Source organism: Candidatus Nitrosopumilus sp. bin_7KS (assembly GCF_054095835.1).
The window spans coordinates 1-15,547 of record NZ_JBSWSO010000011.1 but is presented as its reverse complement, the minus strand read 5'-3'; the positions used below and the strand labels follow the sequence as shown (position 1 = coordinate 15,547).

The window sequence follows — 15,547 nt, the reverse complement described above, 5'->3', positions numbered from 1 at the left end:
AAACTGTCTCGTGGGCTCGGAGATGTGTATAAGAGACAGGAGATCTTCTACATGCAGATGCTAGACGAATCAAACTTTCCATTGCTAAAGTTCATTTCACTTCAAAAACAATTCCAGATGGCGGAATTGATGCATCTATAGAAGATGGTATATCTCAAGTAGGGGATTTGATAATTGATCCTGAATCTTTTTATCAGATTAAAGCCGGTGCAGATTTTTCACCTTGGCAAGAATCAGAAATTAAAAAAGAACTCATAGGGAATAAAGAATTAAAAAAAGAAAATCTAGGTCCAGAAGTACAAAGATGTTTTGAACGAAATGGAACATACATACTCGTTTGTATGAAAGTTCAGTTAACCACTGAACAAAAAAATAAAGGAGAAGAATACCTAAAAAAAATACTAGAATCTTGTGGTATTACAAATCCCAAAATAAAAGTTTGGGGACAGGAAAAAATCCTTGGCACCATACATCTCTTCCCTTCTATTACAATACAAATATCGGGTAGAGGTGCAGGCGCATTCCAATCACATAATGAATGGGGTAGTCAAGAAGAAATGAATAAAACTCTCAAAACTGGAGAAGAACAAAAGAAGTTCATACAAACACTTCAGACAGAATTAAATAATGATGATGAGGCAATTCATCTAAATCCTTATGGTGAAACAGGGGTTGGAAAAACACGTTTAGTTTTTGAAGCGACTAAAGATCCTTTCTTATCGCCTTTAGTGGTGTATTGTGATTCTCCAACAAAAATTAAGGACAGCGAATTATTAACAGAAATTATACGTGATGAAACCCTTCATGTAATTTTAGTAATTGACGAGTGTGATTATGACAATAGAACTTATCTTTGGAATAAACTAAAAAATCAAAACTCTAGAATAAAATTAATTACAATACATAATGAATATGTCCCAACTCAAGGAACAACAAAACAAATTCAAACACCAAACTTAAGTGATGAAAAAATTTCTGAAATAATTCAAACATATCATAATGACAACATTATTGCAAATCAACTAGCAAGGATTTGTGGGGGGATACCTCGGTTTGCTCACGTTATAGGGTGGGATGTAGAACATAATCCAGATGAATTGTTAAGAGGGACTCCTGACACAAATAATATTTTTGACAGATATCTAAATTATGGTGAAGATCCCAATTCTATTCCGGTATTACAAAGAAAACGAGTATTATACACAGTTGCATTGTTCCAAAAATTTGGATATAGTAGTAATTTTAGAAAGGAAATGGACTCAATTCATGAACTGATTAAGAAAATTGATCCAAATCTAACTCCTGCAATCATTAAGGAACATATTGACCAATTAAAAATCAGGAAAATTTTACAAGGAGAAGATACACTCTACATTACTCCTAAAGCCCTTCATCTTTGGTTATGGATGAAGTGGTGGGAAGACTATGGGTCACTGTTTAATTTTGAAGAATTAGTAACAAGTTTTCCAAGACAACTTCGAGCATGGTTTTTTGCCATGTTCGAATATGCTGCAAATTCAGACGTTACCAAATCTATTGTTACAGGATTGTTTGCAACTGGAGGAGCCCTTAGTGATTCTAAATCTATTCAAACTGGATTGGGGGCAAAATTTTTTCAAACTCTATCTTCTATTGATCCTCAATATGCTACAGAATATCTAGAAAAAACATTGGGAACTTGGCCTCAAGACGAATTAAAAGAATTTAGATATGGTAGACGAGAAATAATTTACGGCTTAGAAAAAATCATTTTTGAACCTGAACTTTTTACACGGGGGGGCACGTTACTTAGAAGTTTAGCTGAAGCAGAAAATGAAGATTTTTCAAATAATGCAACCGGATTGTTTGCAGGGTTATTTTCTTTAGGCCACGGTTATGTATCATTGACTAAAGCTTCACCAACAACTAGAATCCCATTATTAAAAGAAACTCTATGTTCAGAAAATGAATCACGACGAAATTTAGGTTTGAAAGCATGTGAATCTGCATTACAATCTATGCATTTCACTAGACCATCAGGATTATCAGGTGATGAATTACGTCTTGATCAAAAAGGATGGACACCTAAGACATATGGTGAATGGGGAGATGCATATAAAGAAATTATTAGTATGATGATAGAAAAAATTAAAACATTTCCAAAAAAAGATCAACAAAAAGGAGCCGCCATAATTTTTGATAACGCCCGTGGAATTTTACATTCTTTACCCTTTATTGGAGGATACCTCGTAGACAAACTATATGAAATCAAAGGTTTTGTTGACAAAGAAACCTCATTACGAAGTGTTATTGACATAATAGAATTTGATAAAGAGCAATTAGATCCGACTATAAAATCACGGTTAGAAAATCTTCAAAATGAACTAACAGGTACAGATTATCCTTCTCTAATGAAACGATATGTAAGTATGGATATCATGATGGATTTGGCTAAGAAAAATCGTGAAGAAGATAGGATAGAAAAAATTCATAAATTAGCAAAAGAGTCATTGGATCCTTCGAAATTAAAACCAGAATTAGAGTGGCTAGTCACAAATAATGCAAAATATGGCTATGTGTTTGGGCAAAAGTTAGGCGAATTGGACACGGATAATGCCTTGTTGGAACTGATTTTGAATGCTCAAAAAAATTCTGGAGATAAAGGCAGTGGATTTTTCCTAAGCGGATATCTATTAAAAATATATGAAAAAAATAAAGAATCTTGGAATAAACTACTAACTGAGTTTTCTAAAGATGAACAGCTAGTTCGATTTGTTTCAGAATTAGCATGGAGATCTGGAATTACTGATGAGATAGGATTGTTGCTTTTAGATTTGATTAAAGAAAATAAAATACAGACAAATGAATTAGGACAATTTGTTTTAGGTGGAGTTGTAAATAGACTATCCGCAGAAGTAGTTACACAATGGATAGAGTTTATGATACAAACAAATGATCAAAGAATACTTCATCAGGCAATCAACCTATTTAATTCCTTTTTTGTTCATAGACAAAAAAAATCGCTAGATCCAAAACTAACTTTAAGATTATTAACGCATGATGTCTTTATGGGAAAAGAACCTGTTCGTCACTATGATACCATGGTTGATTATTATTGGGAACAAACAGGACTATCATTTGTAAAACAATTTCCGCAACATGCACTAGAATTAGGAGATAAAATACTTCAGAGTATGGGAAGTGTTTCATCAATTGTTACATCACATTCACAATCTATTTCAGTGTTAAATGAAATTGCATTTACATATCCTAATGAAACATGGGAATTGGTAACAAAATACATTGACTTGCCATTTGATGAAAGAGGATACGCAATAATTAGTTGGATGCGGGGAGGTACAGTTAGTTTTCAAACCGAAACGGTTCCTAGTTTTCTAAATTTGGTAGATTTTCAAAATATCTTTGATTGGATTGATCATGATCCACATAAAAGAGCATCATACATTACAGAACATGTAAAACCAGAATTGAAGAAAGAAAATTCTCTAGCAAGAGAATTACTAGTAAAATACGGAAAAGATGAAAAAGTCCAAAGAAGTCTTGCTGCAAATTTCTTTACAGGAGGATTTTCAGGCTCAGCAGCAACACATTACCAAAATAAAAAAGACAATATTCTTGCATACAAAGAAACAGACGATAATGAAAATGTTAGAAACTGGATAGATTTCTATGTAAAATCATTAGATGAGGATATTAAACGTGAAAAATTACGCGAAGAACGAGAATTTTAATTAAACAATATAGATTAATTCTTATGTGACATGTGAATTGTTTTTCCAAGATAGTCCCAATGATATTTTATTTCATAATCGATAAGGGGTTGATGCAAAGAATCAGAATATTTAGTTGTCATAATTTTTTTAAAATTTATTTCATACCATTCTGAAAGTATTTTTTCAAATATTACATCATCATCATCATAGATTGTTCGATTTAATTTAGAAATTAAATTTTTCACAGGGGATTTTTCTGCACTTTGTTTTAAAGCGTAAATTAATTCAAAGATTTTTATTTCTAAATTTTGTTTAAGGAATTTTGTAAGTTTTTCATCTTTATACAACACTAGGAAAAGACGTTTACCTTTTTCTGTTAATGACCATAGTCTGTTTTGATTTGTTTTGAAAAGAATTTCATTGGCAGATGTATCGTGTTTTTTACATTTCTTACACTCCATCCAAACTAATCTTCCCAAAACATGATCTTTTTCATATGGAAAATAATTTTTTCGTTTAAAATCTACTTTTGATTTATTTTTAATCATTACTTGATGATTCTTTTCTAATATTTCAAGTGATGATTGTATCGAATCCGAGTCTACAACATATTGTGATGATTCGTTGCAATTCATACATTTGTGATCAGGATTTGTGACAATCTTGTATTCTTTACAATATCCTAATTTTTTGAGAAACTCCATTGTTATTTTTGTATCGTGATGATTATTCACAGTAGCGTTAGAAATCATTAGAATAGTTGGAAGTTTATGCAATTCTAAATATTTGAGAATTTTTACTGCTGTTCTATAGTTATTTCTAGGATAGTAAAATTTTCTTGTCAGTTTTTTGGTCGTCGACTTTTTTGTAAGGTTTTTTATTTTCTCAGGCATAGATAGGCACAGAATTAGGTCATAGAGTTTTCTAATTAAAACTACCTAACTACAAACAGGCAAAATTGTTCATTGAACAAACAAAAATCATTAAAAAAACAATACAAAGTCAGTCGTTCAAATGCTGTTACTACTGATTTTGGTACAAGGAAAATTAGCAATCAGAATTTTTCCAAAGTGATTGCAATTCCTAAAACAGCAGTAAAAAATCTTGGAACGTCAACCAGAGTAAAAGTTGAACTAGTACAAGAAAATGGAGAAAAATTCCTCAAACTATCTCCTACAAGGGGTAAAAAGAAATGAGTACGGATGTAATACCATTTCTCAAATGGGGCGATTACACATCAAATGATGAGAACACTCCAGACATACTCGACATAAAAGTGACTGATCTTGAAACATTTGAGACAGAATATTCTGAAAATGTTCAAGTGTTACTTCAAACCCCTAATGGGTTAGAGTACAGAATACTTCCTCTAAAGTCCCATACATCAATGAATTCTGCACTGTTAAAACTCTGGATGCAAGGAGTACAACAAAAGAAAATCAAGATAGATTCAAGAATAAAGTTACACACTTGGCTTGGATTATCAAAAAACGGTTTCCCAATTAGACGGTTCAGGTTGAACCTCTAATTCTTTTTTTGGTGATGAATAATGAATAATAGAATTACAAAACTAAAACAAAGACTAGATGCTTTGAAAATATTCCCAAATAACAAAGAAGTAAAAATATTACGGAATAGAATTAAAAAACAATTATCTAATCTTCAAAAGAAAGAACCTAAAAAGAAACAAAAAGAAAAAACAAATCTTACTCGTTCAGGAAAGTTAAGACGATACCATAACTACATTAGACAAATCAGAAACAATTTTCCCGATCTAGAATACAATCAGATTAGAGGTGAACTAACCAAACGACGGCAAGGAAAACCAAGTAAAATACAGGATGCAATATGGCAAAACCCATCCCCGTAACGGATTACAAAGATCTCTCAAAATTGTATTGGAAGGCAATTCAAGATCGAGACAAGGGAGCTACAAATCTACATCCAATCAATGCACTTGACACTGAGACCCGTGACGGGAATATGTTCCTGATTGCAGACTCTGATGGTAGATTTGAGGACAAAATTACGCTTGATTCAGTCCTAAAATTCCTGTTTTCAAAGAAATTTGAGAATGCTTGGAATTTCTTTTACAATATTGGCTATGATGCAGGGGTAATTCTCAAGTTATTGGGAAAAGACTTTACTCTTACAAATATACAAAAACGCTCCATTTTGAATATGATAATTACACCATTGATTATCTCCCATCAAAAAGACTGAGAATATCAAAAGGACATCACTCTAGAATCTTTTTTGACATATGGCAATTTTTCCAAGATTCTTTATCGGTAGCATACCAAAAAAACATTGGAGAGATACCCCAGTCATACCTTGAGATGAAAGAAAAAAGAACAGAGTTTTCTGCTACATACTATAGACGAAACACAAGTAAGGTACGACAGTACTGTATTGATGATTGTATTTACACTAAACAACTAGCAGAGAAATGGATTACTCTATTTCATGATGCGTTTGGGTTTTATCTAAAACGTTGGATTAGTTCAGGATATGCCGCAGAAAAAGTTCTCATCAATCACGGAATTGACTTGCCAAAGTTCTCATCAATCCAATATAACATACAAGACTTGGCATATAGGTCATATTTTGGTGGACGTTTTGAAATGCTAAGGCGAGGATTCATTGGAACTGCACATCTTTATGATATTAATTCTGCATATCCGTATTCCATTACAACAATTCCTGACCTATCTCAAGGAAAATGGATTAGAAGAAAATCAATTAATGATAATGCCAAATTGGGATTTTTCAAAATACTTGCAGACATTCCAGATGATAAATACATCCCACCGTTTCCGTTTCGAGCAAATAACAATATTGTATTTCCATCAGGGAAATTCCAGACATATGTCACACTGCCAGAACTTCAAGCATGTAATAATTCAAAATATTACAAAATTCTAGACTCTTATCAGTTTGTTCCAAATTCTAATGCACAATTTCCTTACAAGGAGTTTATCGAAGAAAAGTATCAAAAAAGACTAGAATTAAAACAAAAAAATGATCCTTTGCAATTGCCATTAAAAATTACTCTAAACTCAATTTATGGAAAAACTGGAGAATATGACAAGGTTACAAAAAGAATAGGAAATCTGTTTAATCCTGTACTTTTTGCTCATATCACGGGATATACAAGAGCACAATTATACAAATTTGTGACTGAAAATGGTCTTGATCGAGAGGTGGTGGCCTTTGCAACGGATTCCATATGCACCACCAAAAAACTAGACATTGATTCGGACAAACTAGGAGAATTTTCATTTGAAAAGTCATCAGACAATGTTTTGTATTTGCAAAACGGGTTTTACAGGTTTGATAAATGGAAACAAAGGGGTCTGGGAAAACTATCTGGCAAAAACATTGAGCACTTGGAGACATTTGAGAAAGACAATGGTCTGTTCATGACATATGTTGAAAAGAAAAACACAACACTGAAAATGGCAATTATTCAAAACAATGAAAAAAATATTGGTAAAATTAGACCCAAAACAAAACAGATTGATCTTAATGCCGACAGAAAGAGACAATGGTTTGGGAGACTAACTGGGATTGATGATGGTTCTCGCAATAATTCAGTTCCTTTGTCATTGAACTGGATTGATAAAGAGAACATCTGAATTCCAAAATTGTAAACAATAATTATTGTTGCAATGATAAAATTATTGAATGTATATTGACATGATGATAAACACAGAAAGAGAATATGTCAATATAATGATAAACACAGAATGAGATAATAGTTTCCTAATGATTTAACATAAACACATTGAGTGATTGTGTTTAAGACTTTAATTTATGTAAATTTAGGCGTGAATTTACAGGATTTTATTCATAATGATTGTAAAATACATTCATACTCACATTTTGATTTTAGTAAAATAGTCACAATGTGATTTATTTTGTAAAGTTTTCTAAATCCCAAGAAAAATTGTTTTTCTATATTTTAGTAAAACCGTGAATAAAATTTTGAAAATACAGTAGAGTTTTCATTTTCATGCCTAAGAAAAATGTGTAAAACCAATATTTTACGCCTGTAAACTAATTCTATGAGAATAAAGTTTACAGATCAATTACTCCATTTTTCTAATACTGTAAAATCTTTAGGTTAAACTATTGATTAAGTCTAATATTGGTTTGATATTTTTAAGTGCGCATTCCATTATCATTGGAGTGAGATTTTCTCTATTACGAATTGCAGTTTTTAAGCTAACATCTTGCTTGTTAATAATGTCACTGTGAATTTGGACATTGTCACACGCAGTTTGAATTTTTGCCATATTTTTTCTAACAAAAATAATCCCTCCTCCTGAAATCTGGTAACGTGGTTCAGAATGACTTACATTTTTAATATATCCTGAACTTTCAAATGATTGTAATTCTGAATCTATTTGATCTTCATCAAGTGTTGCCATAGCAGAGTCACAACATTGTAAAAGTAACTGGTTCTGAGTAAATTCACCATCAGGATTCTTGAACATTAGAAATAATGACCATAATTGAAAAGGAGTTAATGAAACAGGCATGAAAATACTTGAAATCTGCCTCTATAAAAGAAATCATATGTTGATAATTATTTGAAGGATAATGTTCTTCGCAAAAGGACTATAATGAATAGTGTGATTTTATGAATAATGGGCGTCAAAGTAGAAGAATTCCTTTATGATTACTTTGGTGTAAATCAACTCAAAGATGCGTTATCGAATATAGGTGTACCTGCAGGAAAAAATAAGAAAGAATGTGTAGATAGAATTCTTGAAAAATGGACTTCTTACAATCGAAGTTGGTATGATTTACTGAATTTTCTAGACACTGAAGATTTGGAAAATATATGTGAACATTTTCTAATCGAATACACCGATTGGGATGATGAAGAATCATTAATGGATAAGATTGAAAATGCCCGAGTTTTAGATTTTAGGAAAACTCCAAAAAAAGAAAAAAGAAAAAAATCTGAAAAAACATCTCCTTCTCTGAACTTTTCAGAGAATAATTTCAACATACAAAACAAAATTAATTCAGACAACGTAACTAAAATTAATTCAGACAACGTAACTAAAATTAATTCAGATAACACATATCATTCTGAAACTAGAATTTCAAAATATCATCTAATTGTGGGAATTGTAGCAGTAATTATAGCTGCCATTACATTATATGTAATTACAGGAGTTGAAGAACCATCAAATGATTTACCGGTCATTACTGAACAAGACCTTGGAAATTTGTTAAAAGAAGGAAAAATCGAGGAATACAATCAACTAAAACGAGAGTGGGTTGGAAAATTAGATTTTGATGGAATGAAATTATCTAACATGGATTTGACTATGGTAGATTTACGACATACTTCGCTTCAGGGAGCTGAATTTGACAAATCAAATCTTACAACAGCTTTCTTTGAAGGGGCAGATCTTCAAAAGGCTAGTTTTAGAAATGCAAATTTGGAAAGAGCAGGTTTTGTTGAGGCAAATCTCAAAAATGCTTTTCTTAGAGGTGCTGATTTGGAAATGGCAAATCTCAATAGAGCAGATTTACAAAATGCAGATCTGTACGATGCTAACTTGAGACAGGCATCACTGATTAAAACAAATTTACAAAATGCAGACCTTCAACATGTTAACTTCTACTGGGCAAATTTGGAAGATGCAAATTTAGATGAAGCGTTGTTGGATAATGCCGATTTTAGAGAATCTCAAAATTTGCCAATTTCCTTAGAAGAAGTTAAGAAAAGAAATGCGATAGTAGATTGATCAGCATTTTCAAATCAGAGTTAAATCATTAAGATTTTTTCAAATCACGGGATTTTCTGTATTTTCTGATAATTGTGACAATACAAGTAATTATTAACAGTGGAAGTAGTGTTAATGGAATCAAAAGAGGTTCTGGGATCTCCATTTTAGGATTACAGTTTAACAATTCCACTCCAATAGAATTTATCAAACCTGCAGCTTCCGAATAATTCTCTTCAATGTGTAATTTTGCCTGAGATTGTAATAATGTCTCTTTTATTCTCACAAATTCGTCTTCAGAGAACCCACAATTTGGTAACAGTTCTAACAAAGAATGAAGTCTTTCAGATAATCTATCAACTTTAGTTTCTTGATGAAACCACAATGTAAAGAACAATGCTAATCCTCCAAGGATTATGCCCACAATTTCTTTGAGGATATCTGTGAACTTCATACCTCATCAGATGCAGTGTTGATGTTAAATATTCCACAAAAAACTTCTTTGATCTTCTTTAGTTACAGCACAATTTTACTCACAAAGAGGGGGCGTTCCCTTTTTAAAGATTATCTGTAATCTGTTTTGTAAATTCAGTAGTACTTGTATCACCACCAATATCTTTGGTCTTAACACCAGTCTTTACCAAATTAAAAATAGTAGATTCTAATTTTTGACCAACCTCAATACATTTAGAATCATTGTGTTTGTTCCCTAACCAATCAAGCATCATCTTCATCGATAACAAGAAAGATGAAGGATTTGCAATGTTTTGGCCTGCAATATCAAATGCTGCACCGTGAACGGGTTCAAACAATGCAAAATTATCTCCAATGTTAGCAGCTGGGGCCATGCCCAATCCACCAACTACTTGTGAGGATTCATCAGATAGAATATCTCCAAATAAATTAGTAGTAACTACAACATCAAACTGTTCTGGTTGACGAATTAAATTCATAGCACATGCATCAACATACATCTCTTCAAATGTAATATCAGGATAATTCTTGGAAACATCAGCACATGCTTTAGCAAACATGCCATCTGTAACTCGCATCACATTTGATTTATGAACACATGTTACTTTTCGCATAGAGTCACGTTGTTTAGCAGTTTCAAAAGCATATTTTGCAATTCTTTTTGAAGCGGCTTCAGAAATTATTCTAAGAGCAACAGATGAATCACCTAAACTAAATTCCTTGCCAATGTAAAGATCCTCAGTATTTTCTCGAACTATCACCATGTCAATATCATCACGCAATGCAGGCATGTGTGGATATGATTTTGCGGGTCGAATATTTGCATACAAATCAAGCATTCGCCTCAATACCACAATCACATCAGCAGCACTTTCACCAACGGGTGCCTTCATACATGCATCAGATTTTTTTATGGATTCAACTGTCTCATCAGGAAGTGCTTTTCCGGTTTCAGATAAGGCCTTGTCACCAGCAGATAAAGTTCCAATATCAAATTTCAAATCAAGTTTATCATGAATTGTATTTAAAACAGAAATTACAGATTCTGATAGTTCAGGTCCAATTCCATCGCCGGTAATTAAAGAGATTTTATACATATCAAAACATCACAGCAATGGAATTTTAGGTTTATCTTACTTGTTTTTCGCTAAGCATCTTTTTAAGCATAATTCTATTAATTGCATCAATTACTGCCTTTACAGAAGTAGTTACAATGTCTTCACCAACAGATTTTGCTGAAACCTTGTTTCCTAATGGATCCTCTACCTTTACTGTAACTTCACATAAAGCGCCAGAGCCCCCAGAAATAGATGCCAATCCATAATCTTTAATTCTGATCTCAGAAATCTTACCTGTGATTTTTTGAATTGCATTTAATGCCGCATCAACGGGTCCAACACCGTAATCAGTTCCAATATGGTCTTGACCATTAATATTTAATTTTACAAATGCATAAGGCATTGTCCCAATTCCAGTAGAAACTGAAAAACCAGTTAATTGTACAATTCTTTTAAGTTCTTTTTCACCTAAAACTTCACTTGCCATAGATAACAACTCTACATCAGTAACTTGTTTTCCTTGATCACCAAGTATTTTCACTTTTTCTAAAATTTGTTTTGCTTGTTCTTCAGTTGGTGTTATTCCATATTCTTTCAACATAGCATTCATCCCATGGACTCCTGCATGTTTTCCAACCTTAAGCCATCTTTTTCTCCCCACTAACTCAGGACTAATTGGTTCGTAAGTGAGGGGATTACTCAATACACCATGAGTGTGAATACCAGACTCATGACCAAAAGCATTAGCACCAACTATTGCCTTGTTTGGTTGTACAATAATTCCCACAGTCTTTGAGATAAATCTAGAAGTTTCATAGATTAATTCAGATTTGATATTAGTTTCATAACTTTGTTTATGAGGTAAGCATTTGAGTGCCATGGAAAGTTCTTCCAATGATGCATTTCCAGCTCGCTCACCAATTCCATTTATAGTCACATGAGCACATGAAGCTCCTGCATGAATTCCAGCCAAAGAATTTGCAACAGCCAATCCAAAGTCATTGTGACAGTGAACACTTACTGGAAGTTTTGTAGTTTCAATAGTATCCTTTGTAATCTCAGCCATGTATTCAGGAGTAGAATAACCTACAGTGTCAGGAATGTTAACACGATCAGCTCCTGCTTTTGCAACATCGCCAAAAACTTTTTTTAAAAATTCTCTGTCGGTTCTAGATGCATCTTCAGCTGAGAACTCTACTTGCAATCCACGTGACTTGCCATACTCTACTGCCTCAATTGCTTTTTCAAGGGCTTGATCTCGAGTCATTTGAAGCTTGTATTCTAAATGAATATCTGAAGTTGCAATGAAGGTATGAATATAATTTAATCCAGCATCAACTGCAGCATCAATATCTTTTTTGATTGTTCTAGTCAATCCAGCAATTTCACAAGACAAACCTTCAGAAGTAATCATTTTTACTGCTTTTAATTCACCTTCAGAAATTACTGGAAAACCTGCTTCAATTGCATCAACCCCTAATTCATCAAGTTTTTTTGCAATTGCTAATTTTTGTTCTGGGGATAAAGATACACCGAGTGTTTGTTCACCATCACGTAATGTAGTATCAAAAATTCTAACATTTACCATTATGCGCCACTTCTCTGTAATGCAGCAACGCCAGTTCGTGCAACATCAAGTATTCCAAATGGCCTTGCTAATTCTTCAAATGCTTTAATTTGATCAGGCGTAGCAGTCAATTCAACCATCATAGAATCCTTTTTCACATCATGTACTTTGCCACCATAGGCATTTGCTAATTTGTTAACTTCCATACTATCATTAGCATTACTGAGTTTTATCTTAAAAATACTGAGTTCTCGAAATACAGTTTTGTGCTCATCTAAATGCTCAACTTTTACAGTATCAATCATTTTATCGAGTTGTTTTACTATCTGTTCGATTCGTTTTTCATCACCATATGTGGTAATAGTCATTTTAGAATAATCAGGATTTTCAGTAATACCTACTGAAATACTATCAATATTGAAATTTCTTGCTCTAAAAAGATGTGTTATCTTGAATAAAATCCCAGGTTTGTTTTCAACTAAAATAGAAAGAATTGCCCACATCATAAATCACCTAAGAGGGTAAGATCATATCCGATAACGAAGTTCCAGGAGCTACAAATGGCAATACATCTTCTTCAGGATCAATTGGAATGTCAATAACTGTCGCCACATCACTGCTTAATGCATTTTTGATTGCCTTGTCAAGTTCATCCATTGATTGTGCACGAATTCCCTGAGCACCATAAGAATCTGCTAATTTAACATAATCTGGACAACTGTGTTGTTCTACACCAGTCATTCGTCTATCATAGAAAGTTCTTTGCCATTGGGCAACCATACCTAATGTGGAATTGTTTAAAATAAATACAATTACTGGGATATCTTCCAAAACTGCTGTTGCTAGTGAATTTTCTGTCATACTAAAACTACCATCACCTGCAATATCCACAACAGGAACATCAGGTTTTGCAACTTTAGCACCAATAGCTGCAGGGAATCCCCAACCCATAGTACCAAGTCCAGTAGAACTAAAGAAAGTACCAGGTTGAATTACATCATAAAATAAAGATGCCCACATTTGATGCTGTCCCACCTCAGTAGTTACAATAGATTCTTTTGGTAATAATTCACGAAGTTTACGTAAAATTTTGGCAGCACCCATTTCACCTGGATGAATTTTCAAGTTTTCTTTCCAATATGCTTTAGTTTCTTTAACATGTTTTACCCAAGGAGATTCATCTGTTTTTTTAATTGCCTTTTGTAAAAGTAACTTTACCATAACTCTAAGATTCACCTTTACATCTCCAACAACTGCAATCTGAGCATTTTGATTCTTGCCAATTTCAGCAGGATCAACATCCATGTGAATAATTTTTAATCGTTTTTCAAAAGCCTCAAAAGTTCCAACAGACCTATCTGAAAATCTAGTTCCAATAGCTAAAACACAATCAGCTTCTGCCATCATTTTATTAGCTTCTGCATGTCCATGCATTCCAATTGGACCTAATGACAAAGGATGAGTTTCAGGAAATGCACCTTTGCCTTTGAAAGTAGTAACTACTGGAAGCATAAGAGTTTCTGCAACAGCTTGTAATTCTGCAAATGCAGATGAAATAATTGCTCCACCACCAGCTAAGATAATTGGTTTTTCAGCATGAAGTAACATATCGATTGCCCTCTCAACATTAACAATATCAGGATCAGCCCACGGATGATATCCTTGAATTTTAAATTCATCTGGAAATTCCATAGGAGCTTCATTAGTTTGAACATCTTTCGGAATGTCAATTAGTACGGGTCCAGGTCTTCCAGTTTCTGCAATGAAAAATCCTTTCTTGACAACTTCTGGAATTTCTGAAGCAGTTCTTGGCTGAAATGCATATTTTACTACAGGATTTGCCATTCCAATAATATCACTTTCTTGAAATGCATCTCTACCGATCATGTTAACTGCTACCTGTCCAGTAACTGCAATCATAGGAGCAGAATCAGCTTGTGCAGTTGCAATGCCAGTTAAAATGTTAGTTGCACCAGGGCCAGAGGTTGCAAAGCATACACCAGGTTTTCTGCTGACTCTTCCAAAACCATCAGCCATGTGAGCTCCTGATTGTTCATGTCTTACCAAAATATGTCTAATATCACATCTGTTAAATTCATCATACATTGGGAGATTTGCACCGCCCGGTAATCCAAATACTTGTTTGACGCCTTCTTTTTCCATAGCCTTCATCAAGGCCTTTGCACCTGTCATAGTTTCCATTTTATTCATTTAATTTTTCTCCATAATTTTAAGCTAGTAAATTTTTGACACACTAAAGTAGAACAACAAGAGACAAATCATTGCCAAATATTTTAGTTAATTTTGTGTCCATTGAAATCATAAAAACAATCAATTGATAATTAATAAAGATTATCTGAAAAATAATCAGATATTCACGCTATATCGTGCAGAAGACTTAAACTGATATTTTCTGCATTCGAAATGGACCATTTTGAGCGATAATGAAGAAATAATCAACATCATAGAAACATTATTTCAATCAGGAATCAGTAAAGATCTTTCAAAACTTAGAGATATTCATCTAAATGATTCCAAATTTTCTAGTTTCAGTGATTTACCACCATATGATCTCAAAGACTATCAAACAACAATTGAACTTGAAGAATTAAGATTTATCAGCATATCAGATTACTCATATGAAATTAAAAATCCAAAAATTAGTTTGTTTGGAGATACAGCAGTGGTTGCTTTAGAATTAATTCAAAAAGGAATGCTAGTAGATAACAAAGCATACACAGGTGAACACATGGTAATTACTGGACGTGCAACATTTGTTTTAGTAAAACAACCAACATGGAAAATAGCACACATTCATTTATCAAAGATTGAAGGTTAATTTTTATTTTTTAGTAACATCTGGTTTGTTTTGATTAGGTTTGTTTTGATTAGGTTTGTTTTGATTAGGTTTGTTTTGATTAGGTTTGTTTTGATTAGGTTTGTTTTGATTAGGTTTGTTTTGATTAGGTTTGTTTTGATTAGGTTTGT

Annotated in this window: 16 protein-coding genes; 8 read left to right on the top strand and 8 right to left on the bottom strand. The window is 33.0% G+C overall.

All coding sequences use genetic code 11. The features are described from left to right. Positions 1–167 precede the first annotated feature (167 nt). Positions 168–3,731 (top strand): hypothetical protein, encoded by a 3,564-nt coding sequence (locus ACW9W4_RS10550; protein WP_457762417.1) that lies wholly within the window; start codon positions 168–170, stop codon positions 3,729–3,731. Between the two features lie 14 nt (positions 3,732–3,745). Here the strand turns inward: ACW9W4_RS10550 and ACW9W4_RS10545 are convergent, their stop codons facing one another. After that, the gene (locus ACW9W4_RS10545; RefSeq protein ID WP_457762416.1) at positions 3,746–4,606 is read right to left on the bottom strand and encodes a hypothetical protein; all 861 of its coding nucleotides are present in this window, start codon (positions 4,604–4,606) and stop codon (positions 3,746–3,748) included. A gap of 72 nt (positions 4,607–4,678) precedes the next feature. Between ACW9W4_RS10545 and ACW9W4_RS10540 the strand changes: the two genes are divergently transcribed. The 5 genes from ACW9W4_RS10540 (at position 4,679) to ACW9W4_RS10520 (ending at position 7,351) form a co-directional block, all read left to right on the top strand. Then, a complete protein-coding gene (locus ACW9W4_RS10540; protein ID WP_457762415.1) occupies positions 4,679–4,909 on the top strand; it encodes a hypothetical protein in 231 nt (76 codons plus the stop codon). After that, positions 4,906–5,241, top strand: a complete 336-nt coding sequence (locus tag ACW9W4_RS10535; protein ID WP_457762414.1) for a hypothetical protein — start codon at positions 4,906–4,908, stop codon at positions 5,239–5,241. Before ACW9W4_RS10540 ends, ACW9W4_RS10535 begins: the two co-directional genes overlap by 4 nt. A 21-nt stretch (positions 5,242–5,262) precedes the next feature. Further along, complete coding sequence (locus ACW9W4_RS10530; RefSeq protein ID WP_457762413.1) at positions 5,263–5,583, top strand: hypothetical protein; 321 nt, start codon at positions 5,263–5,265, stop codon at positions 5,581–5,583. Continuing rightward, a complete protein-coding gene (locus tag ACW9W4_RS10525) occupies positions 5,562–5,936 on the top strand; it encodes a hypothetical protein (protein WP_457762412.1) in 375 nt (124 codons plus the stop codon). The genes ACW9W4_RS10530 and ACW9W4_RS10525 overlap by 22 nt, the downstream gene beginning before the upstream one ends. Positions 5,937–6,052: 116 nt before the next feature. After that, positions 6,053–7,351, top strand: a complete 1,299-nt coding sequence (locus ACW9W4_RS10520; RefSeq protein WP_457762411.1) for a DNA polymerase — start codon at positions 6,053–6,055, stop codon at positions 7,349–7,351. A 483-nt stretch (positions 7,352–7,834) separates the two neighbouring features. Here ACW9W4_RS10520 and ACW9W4_RS10515 read toward each other — a convergent pair whose 3' ends face one another. Then, a complete protein-coding gene (locus ACW9W4_RS10515) occupies positions 7,835–8,257 on the bottom strand; it encodes a hypothetical protein (protein ID WP_457762410.1) in 423 nt (140 codons plus the stop codon). Between the two features lie 108 nt (positions 8,258–8,365). Here ACW9W4_RS10515 and ACW9W4_RS10510 point away from each other — a divergent pair, with 108 nt between their 5' ends. Further along, on the top strand, positions 8,366–9,481 hold the full coding sequence (locus ACW9W4_RS10510) for a pentapeptide repeat-containing protein (protein ID WP_457762409.1): 1,116 nt from the start codon (positions 8,366–8,368) through the stop codon (positions 9,479–9,481). A gap of 28 nt (positions 9,482–9,509) precedes the next feature. Here the strand turns inward: ACW9W4_RS10510 and ACW9W4_RS10505 are convergent, their stop codons facing one another. The 5 genes from ACW9W4_RS10505 to ilvB form a co-directional block, all read right to left on the bottom strand. Further along, positions 9,510–9,914 carry a hypothetical protein gene (locus tag ACW9W4_RS10505; RefSeq protein WP_457762408.1) on the bottom strand — a complete coding sequence of 135 codons (405 nt, stop codon included), beginning with the start codon at positions 9,912–9,914 and terminating at the stop codon, positions 9,510–9,512. Positions 9,915–10,017: 103 nt separating this feature from the next. Then, positions 10,018–11,031, bottom strand: a complete 1,014-nt coding sequence (locus tag ACW9W4_RS10500) for an isocitrate/isopropylmalate dehydrogenase family protein (RefSeq protein ID WP_457762407.1) — start codon at positions 11,029–11,031, stop codon at positions 10,018–10,020. A gap of 31 nt (positions 11,032–11,062) precedes the next feature. Further along, a complete protein-coding gene (locus ACW9W4_RS10495) occupies positions 11,063–12,580 on the bottom strand; it encodes a 2-isopropylmalate synthase (protein WP_457762406.1) in 1,518 nt (505 codons plus the stop codon). Further along, complete coding sequence (gene ilvN / locus ACW9W4_RS10490; RefSeq protein ID WP_457762405.1) at positions 12,580–13,062, bottom strand: acetolactate synthase small subunit; 483 nt, start codon at positions 13,060–13,062, stop codon at positions 12,580–12,582. Before ilvN ends, ACW9W4_RS10495 begins: the two co-directional genes overlap by 1 nt. A gap of 10 nt (positions 13,063–13,072) precedes the next feature. Continuing rightward, on the bottom strand, positions 13,073–14,770 hold the full coding sequence (gene ilvB / locus ACW9W4_RS10485; RefSeq protein ID WP_457762404.1) for a biosynthetic-type acetolactate synthase large subunit: 1,698 nt from the start codon (positions 14,768–14,770) through the stop codon (positions 13,073–13,075). A 223-nt stretch (positions 14,771–14,993) separates the two neighbouring features. Here ilvB and ACW9W4_RS10480 point away from each other — a divergent pair, with 223 nt between their 5' ends. Then, positions 14,994–15,398, top strand: coding sequence for a YybH family protein (locus ACW9W4_RS10480; RefSeq protein WP_457762403.1), 405 nt, complete (start codon positions 14,994–14,996; stop codon positions 15,396–15,398). Here ACW9W4_RS10480 and ACW9W4_RS10475 read toward each other — a convergent pair. Next, positions 15,395–15,538: a pentapeptide repeat-containing protein gene (locus ACW9W4_RS10475; protein WP_457762418.1), complete on the bottom strand. Its 144-nt coding sequence runs from the start codon at positions 15,536–15,538 to the stop codon at positions 15,395–15,397. The genes ACW9W4_RS10480 and ACW9W4_RS10475 overlap by 4 nt on opposite strands. Positions 15,539–15,547 lie beyond the last annotated feature (9 nt).

Excerpts from the sequence above, each read along its gene's own strand:
- ACW9W4_RS10545 (WP_457762416.1), bottom strand. The coding sequence starts at position 4,606 with ATGCCTGAGAAAATAAAAAACCTTACAAAAAAGTCGACGACCAAAAAA.
- ACW9W4_RS10535 (WP_457762414.1), top strand. The coding sequence starts at position 4,906 with ATGAGTACGGATGTAATACCATTTCTCAAATGGGGCGATTACACATCA.
- ACW9W4_RS10530 (WP_457762413.1), top strand. The coding sequence starts at position 5,263 with ATGAATAATAGAATTACAAAACTAAAACAAAGACTAGATGCTTTGAAA.
- ACW9W4_RS10525 (WP_457762412.1), top strand. The coding sequence starts at position 5,562 with ATGGCAAAACCCATCCCCGTAACGGATTACAAAGATCTCTCAAAATTG.
- ACW9W4_RS10520 (WP_457762411.1), top strand. The coding sequence starts at position 6,053 with ATGAAAGAAAAAAGAACAGAGTTTTCTGCTACATACTATAGACGAAAC.
- ACW9W4_RS10515 (WP_457762410.1), bottom strand. The coding sequence starts at position 8,257 with ATGCCTGTTTCATTAACTCCTTTTCAATTATGGTCATTATTTCTAATG.
- ACW9W4_RS10510 (WP_457762409.1), top strand. The coding sequence starts at position 8,366 with ATGGGCGTCAAAGTAGAAGAATTCCTTTATGATTACTTTGGTGTAAAT.
- ACW9W4_RS10505 (WP_457762408.1), bottom strand. The coding sequence starts at position 9,914 with ATGAAGTTCACAGATATCCTCAAAGAAATTGTGGGCATAATCCTTGGA.
- ACW9W4_RS10500 (WP_457762407.1), bottom strand. The coding sequence starts at position 11,031 with ATGTATAAAATCTCTTTAATTACCGGCGATGGAATTGGACCTGAACTA.
- ACW9W4_RS10495 (WP_457762406.1), bottom strand. The coding sequence starts at position 12,580 with ATGGTAAATGTTAGAATTTTTGATACTACATTACGTGATGGTGAACAA.
- ilvN (WP_457762405.1), bottom strand. The coding sequence starts at position 13,062 with ATGTGGGCAATTCTTTCTATTTTAGTTGAAAACAAACCTGGGATTTTA.
- ilvB (WP_457762404.1), bottom strand. The coding sequence starts at position 14,770 with ATGAATAAAATGGAAACTATGACAGGTGCAAAGGCCTTGATGAAGGCT.